Below are 5,829 nucleotides of genomic sequence, written 5' to 3' on the forward strand. Positions count from 1 at the left end.
GAAACCAACGGCGTGATCTCGCCTGAGGAAGCGATCCGCCAGTCGGCCCGCATCCTCGTGGATCAGCTGTCGGTGTTCGCTGCACTGGAAGGCACGGAAACGGCGGCGGAAGCCCCGTCGCGCGCACCGCAGATCGACCCGATCCTGCTGCGTCCGGTGGACGATCTCGAACTCACGGTTCGCTCGGCGAACTGCCTGAAGGCCGAGAACATTTACTACATCGGCGACCTCATCCAGCGCACCGAGAACGAGCTGCTCAAGACCCCGAACCTGGGTCGCAAGTCGCTCAACGAGATCAAGGAAGTGCTCGCTTCGCGCGGTCTCACGCTCGGCATGAAACTCGAAAACTGGCCGCCGGCTGGTCTCGACAAGTAATGTGTGTGGCACGGACGCGGATTTTCCTTTAGAATCCGCGTCTTGCCTTTTTTCTGTACCGGCCCGTGCTCTGGCTGCGGTTGCAAAACCCGGCTGAAGCGATAGAAGAGCTGGATCAAAACTTTGTTTCAAGGAAACTGAAATGCGTCACCGTCATGGTCTGCGGAAACTGAACCGCACGAGCAGCCACCGTCTGGCAATGCTCCGTAACATGTCCAACTCGCTGATCGAGCACGAAGTCATCAAGACCACGCTGCCGAAGGCGAAGGAACTCCGTAAGGTCGTCGAGCCCCTCATCACGCTCGGCAAGAAGCCCTCGCTCGCAAACCGCCGTCTGGCGTTCAACCGCCTGCGCGATCGTGACTCGGTCACGAAGCTGTTCGACGTCCTCGGTCCGCGTTTCGCGAACCGTCCGGGCGGCTACCTGCGTATCCTGAAGTTCGGTTTCCGCGTTGGCGACAATGCACCGATGGCGCTGGTCGAACTGCTCGACCGTCCGGAAGTCGCGGAAGAGAACGTCCAGGAAGCGGAATAAGCTTTCAGTCGCCCAGTGCCACACCGGGCGGCGTACGAAAAAGCCAGGCCTAGCCTGGCTTTTTTGTTTTCGGGCCGGGATTAAAGCGAGCCGAATCTTGTTTGCTGATCGTAGCGCCTTTTTGCCGTCATGGCGTGCGAGAGAAGTCAACCGGAGCCGATGGTAGGATAACGTTGTGCCACGAAGCCCGCGTCCTCTGTTGTGCGCGGGTGCCAAGCCGGAGTTCGTCGTGACCCTCAATGTGACCCTGATGCTGACCACGGTGCCCGACGAGGACACCGCCGAAAAGCTCGCCTCTGGCGCGCTTGCGCAGCGACTCGCTGCCTGCGTGACGCGTCTTGGCGCTGTGCATTCGGAGTATCACTGGCAGGGCAGGATCGAATCGGGCGAAGAAGTCCAGCTGCTTTTCAAGACGAGCCCCGCCCGCGCCGCAGAGCTCGAACAGTTCATCCAGACCGAGCATCCCTACGAGACGCCCGAGATTCTCTCGTGGCAAGCCGCGGCGTCGAACGCCTACGGGCAGTGGGTCGATGCCGAGACTCAGCGTCCCATTCATGTCTAACCGTTTCGATCGGCGCTCGCGCGTCGCGCTCTCGCTTTCCGGTTTCCTCGCACTCGTCTGCTGTCTGCTGCCGTTGCTGTTCGGCGCGTCATTCGCTCGCGCCGCGGACGATGACTTCCTGCCGCCGGACCAGGCCTTCACCTTCAGCGCGAGTGAAGAGGCGGGCACCGTCAACGTGCACTTCAAGATCGCGGACGGTTACTACATGTACCGCGAGCGCTTTGCGTTCGCTACGCGCAACGGTACGGCGCAGCTCGGCGACGCGCAGATCCCGCCCGGTCACGTGAAGTTCGATCCAACGTTCCAGAAGAACGTCGAAACCTACCGCGGCGAGCTCACGATCCGCGTGTCGGTGCAGAAGGCGAGCGGCCCGTTCGATCTCGCCGTGACCTCGCAGGGCTGTGCCGATGCGGGCATCTGCTACCCGCCCGCCGAGCACGTGTACCACGTGCGCGGGGCGGCTTTACAGGCCGCTGCGGCAGACCAGAGTGCCGTGCCGGGCGCGGACCGCTCGACGCCCGCGTCCACGCCCTTGCCGCAGATGAGCACCACGTCTGCCGCCGCCGACACCGAGCCCTGGTACGAACGCGCCACGAGCGCCGACTATGCGCAATCGCTGCTGCAAGGCGGCGGCTTCTTCGCCGTCGTCGGGCTGTACTTCGTCGCGGGCATGGTGTTGAGCCTCTTGCCCTGTTCGTATCCGATGATCCCGATCCTTTCGGCGATCATCGTCGGCGAGGGCGCGCGCGTGACGCGCACGCGCGGCTTCGCGCTCTCGTTCGTCTACGTGCTCGGCATGGCGCTCGTCTATACCGTGCTTGGCATTGCAGCAGCGCTCGTCGGCCAGAGTCTCGGCGCGTGGCTGCAGAATCCGTGGGTGCTGGGCGTGTTCGCCGTGCTCCTCACGGCGTTCGCGGTCATGTTGATTGCTGGATATGACATCGCGCTGCCCGAGCGCTGGCAAGACGGCGCCTCGCGCGCCACGCAGGGCCGCTCGGGCGGCAAGTTCGCGGCCGTCGCCGCGATGGGCGCGCTTTCCGCGCTCGTGGTCGGCGCCTGCATGACCGCGCCGCTCTTTGCTGTGCTCGCGTTCATCGCCCATACCGGCAACGCGGTGCTGGGTGGCGCGGCGCTCTTCGCGATGGGCCTCGGCCTTGGCGTCCCGCTGATGATCCTCGGTCTCGGCGCGGGCGCGCTGCTGCCTCGCGCGGGCGCCTGGATGGATGGCGTGAAAGTGTTCTTCGGTGTCGTGCTGCTGGCCGCCGCGTTGTGGATCGTATGGCCGGTGCTCGGCGCGACCGCGCAGATGCTGCTTGCGGCGCTCTGGTTGCTGCTGGTGGCCGCGGCGCTCGGTCTTTTCACGCCACACTCGGGTGCGTCCAACGTCTGGCGACGCCTCGGGCGCGGCGTGGGCGCGGCGTGTGCGATCTGGGCCGCGACGCTCATCGTCGGCCTGGCTGCCGGATCGTCCGATCCGCTGCGCCCGCTCGCGGTACTTGCTGGGCGCGTGAGCGGTGCGAGCGACGTCACTGCTGCGGCCGGGAACCAGGCCACTGGCGCCGACGAAGCCGACGCGCTCGCCTTCGCACCGGTGCGCTCACCGGCGCAGCTCGATGCGGCGCTCAAGTCGGCGGGCAAGCCCTCGATGCTCGACTTCTACGCGGACTGGTGCGTGAGCTGCAAGGAGATGGAAAAGTTCACGTTCAGCGACCCTCGCGTGCAGGCGCGCCTTGCTCAACTCGGGCTGCTGCGCGCCGACGTGACCGCCAACAATCGCGACGATCAGGCGCTCCTGAAGCGCTTTGGCCTGTTCGGGCCGCCGGGCATCATCTTCTTCGATTCGCAGGGTCGCGAAGTGCTGCGCGTGGTCGGCTACGAAAACGCCGACCGGTTCCTCGCGCGGCTCGATCGCATAAGCACTCCGGCCGCGCAGAATGCGGTGCCGCCCGCCACCTGATCGTCGGCACTGCGTACGGTTTCGTTCGCGCAGCCACTCAAAAGCAAAAGGCACGTCCGGGGACGTGCCTTTTTTCATGCGCGGAGGTAGCGTCGCGTTGCTACTTCTGTGCGCGCAGCAAACGCGCGGCGTCGAGAGCGAAGTAGGTAAGGATGCCGTCCGCGCCTGCGCGCTTGAACGCGAGCAGCGATTCCATCATCACCTTGTCGTGATCGAGCCAGCCATTCTGGGCCGCGGCCTTGAGCATGGCGTATTCGCCGCTCACCTGGTACACGTAGGTCGGGAAGCGGAATTCATCCTTCACGCGGCGCACGATGTCGAGGTACGGCATGCCGGGTTTCACCATCACCATGTCCGCGCCTTCCTCGATGTCGAGGCGAACTTCGCGCAACGCTTCGTCCGAATTGGCCGGATCCATCTGGTAGGTCATCTTGTTGCCCTTGCCCAGATTCGATGCCGAGCCCACGGCGTCGCGGAACGGTCCGTAGAACGCCGAAGCATATTTGGCCGAGTAGGCCATGATGCGCGTGTGAATGTGGTTCTCGCTTTCGAGCATTTCGCGGATCGCGCCGATGCGGCCGTCCATCATGTCCGAAGGCGCGACGATATCGACACCCGCTTCGGCCTGCGTACGCGCCTGCGCGACGAGGATCTCGATGGTCTCGTCGTTGATGACGTAGCCGTTCTCGTCGAGCACGCCGTCCTGGCCGTGGCTCGTGTACGGATCGAGCGCGACATCGCAAAGCACGCCGAGGTCGGGGAAGCGCTTCTTCAACTCGCGCACGGCGCGTGGAATCACGCCGTCGGGGTTCGTGGCTTCGATGCCGTCGGGCGTCTTGAGCGCCGGGTCGACGGCGGGGAACAGCGAGAGCACGGGAATGCCGAGCTCGACACACTGCTCGGCGACGCCCATCAGTAGGTCGATCGACACGCGCTCGACGCCGGGCATGGACGGCACCGCTTCGCGCACGTTGTTGCCCGCGACGACGAATACGGGATAGATCAGGTCGTTCGTGGTGAGGATGTTTTCGCGCATCAGGCGGCGCGAGAAGTCGTCACGGCGCATGCGGCGCGGACGATGATGCGGATAGAAGCTCATGTCGGCGGATATCTTGGAGTGGGAGGCGTCCCGGGGCGCAGGAAACTTTTCGGGACAATGGTATATCATACCGATCGAGCGAGGCGCCTGGCGCCGAACTCCCCGCTTCTCCTCCCTGAGCGGGTGCCTGTCGTTTTTTCGATAAGGCTGTTTAACCCGCCGGCAATTACGGCGGGTTTTTTTATGAGCGGCGGAAAACAGTCGGGAGCCCCTGCGAGAGGGACCGGAGCGGACGTTCGCGGCGCGGTTCAGCGAGGATTACGAGCGCTGGCGCGCATACAGCGGTGCAGGCCCGTTCGACTCACGATAAAGTCTGACGAAAGCGCGTGAAACGCCGGCTGGCTCGGGCTTTTCACCGAAGTGAGCCCGCACTGGGCAACGCGCCCGAGCGGTGTTATTGCGCTTCGGTGCCGGCCTCGCCCGCATCCACCTGCGGCACGATCCAGCTCTCGATCACGGCGTGCGCCTCGTCCAGCCCCACGCGCTTGAGTGCCGAAAAGAGCTGCGCGCTCAGCTTCCCTTCATAGCCTTGCTTGCGGTATTCGTCGAACGCCTTGTTCGCAGTCCGCAGCGCGACCACGCTTTCCTGACGCGTCAATTTGTCGCACTTTGTGAGCAGTGCATGGATCGGTTTGCCCGTGGATGCAAACCACTCGACCATGCGACGGTCGAGTTCGGTGAACGGGCGGCGTGCATCCATCATCAGGATGAGTCCCGCGAGCTGCGCGCGCGTTTGCAGATACAGCGAGAGCAGTTGTTCCCAGTGCGCTTTCGCTGCCTCAGGCACTTCGGCATAGCCGTATCCAGGCAAGTCGACCAGATAGCCTGCCGGTTCGTCGGCCGGGCCAACTCCGAAGTAATTGATGTGCTGGGTGCGCCCCGGCGTCTTCGAGGCGAAGGCGAGGCGTTTCTGGTTGCACAGCAGGTTGATGGCGGTCGACTTGCCGGCGTTCGAACGGCCGGCGAACGCCACCTCGGGCCGCGCGGTGGCGGGCAGATCGCGCAGGTGGTTGACCGTCGTGAAGAAGCGGGCTTGGTGCAGCAGGAAGGCCATCGGATAGGACCACAATATGAGACTACGCGGCGGGTGGCCCGCCGGGCCCGGATGCGCCCGGGGATGGAAACTGGGATATCGGGGGGAGGCCCGACTGGCGCGGTGACGCCTTGCGCGCTATTGTACAATGCGATGGTTTACTGAATACCAGTGAGGCCAGCGCGGGCCTTTCGAGGTAGATCGGTCGCTGTCGTCCATTGCAGAACCTGATTCCCACAAGACGAAACAAGGTGCGCGAATGAATCGA

At 64.2% G+C, this 5,829-nt stretch carries 6 protein-coding genes; 4 read left to right on the forward strand and 2 right to left on the reverse strand.

Annotated elements, in window-relative coordinates; all coding sequences use genetic code 11:
• The 4 genes from VMJ11_RS14115 to dsbD form a co-directional block, all read left to right on the forward strand.
• Positions 1–375: DNA-directed RNA polymerase subunit alpha C-terminal domain-containing protein (locus tag VMJ11_RS14115; protein WP_325620013.1), on the forward strand; the 375-nt coding region annotated here is incomplete at its 5' end.
• 142 nt (positions 376–517) lie between these two features.
• Positions 518–910: a 50S ribosomal protein L17 gene (gene rplQ / locus VMJ11_RS14120; RefSeq protein ID WP_027797304.1), complete on the forward strand. Its 393-nt coding sequence runs from the start codon at positions 518–520 to the stop codon at positions 908–910.
• 229 nt (positions 911–1,139) lie between these two features.
• Positions 1,140–1,472, forward strand: coding sequence for a divalent-cation tolerance protein CutA (gene cutA / locus VMJ11_RS14125; protein ID WP_325620014.1), 333 nt, complete (start codon positions 1,140–1,142; stop codon positions 1,470–1,472).
• On the forward strand, positions 1,465–3,429 hold the full coding sequence (gene dsbD, locus VMJ11_RS14130) for a protein-disulfide reductase DsbD (RefSeq protein WP_325620015.1): 1,965 nt from the start codon (positions 1,465–1,467) through the stop codon (positions 3,427–3,429). Before cutA ends, dsbD begins: the two co-directional genes overlap by 8 nt.
• A gap of 100 nt (positions 3,430–3,529) precedes the next feature.
• Here dsbD and hemB read toward each other — a convergent pair whose 3' ends face one another.
• On the reverse strand, positions 3,530–4,528 hold the full coding sequence (gene hemB, locus VMJ11_RS14135; RefSeq protein ID WP_325620016.1) for a porphobilinogen synthase: 999 nt from the start codon (positions 4,526–4,528) through the stop codon (positions 3,530–3,532).
• Positions 4,529–4,922: 394 nt separating this feature from the next.
• Positions 4,923–5,582, reverse strand: a complete 660-nt coding sequence (yihA, locus tag VMJ11_RS14140) for a ribosome biogenesis GTP-binding protein YihA/YsxC (protein WP_325620017.1) — start codon at positions 5,580–5,582, stop codon at positions 4,923–4,925.
• Positions 5,583–5,829: the final 247 nt, after the last annotated feature.

Origin of the sequence: Paraburkholderia sp. (genome assembly GCF_035501035.1) — a bacterium.
In the GTDB taxonomy this organism is placed as follows: Bacteria; Pseudomonadota; Gammaproteobacteria; order Burkholderiales; family Burkholderiaceae; genus Paraburkholderia.

Excerpts from the sequence above, each read along its gene's own strand:
- dsbD (WP_325620015.1), top strand. The coding sequence starts at position 1,465 with ATGTCTAACCGTTTCGATCGGCGCTCGCGCGTCGCGCTCTCGCTTTCC.
- yihA (WP_325620017.1), bottom strand. The coding sequence starts at position 5,582 with ATGGCCTTCCTGCTGCACCAAGCCCGCTTCTTCACGACGGTCAACCAC.
- rplQ (WP_027797304.1), top strand. The coding sequence starts at position 518 with ATGCGTCACCGTCATGGTCTGCGGAAACTGAACCGCACGAGCAGCCAC.
- hemB (WP_325620016.1), bottom strand. The coding sequence starts at position 4,528 with ATGAGCTTCTATCCGCATCATCGTCCGCGCCGCATGCGCCGTGACGAC.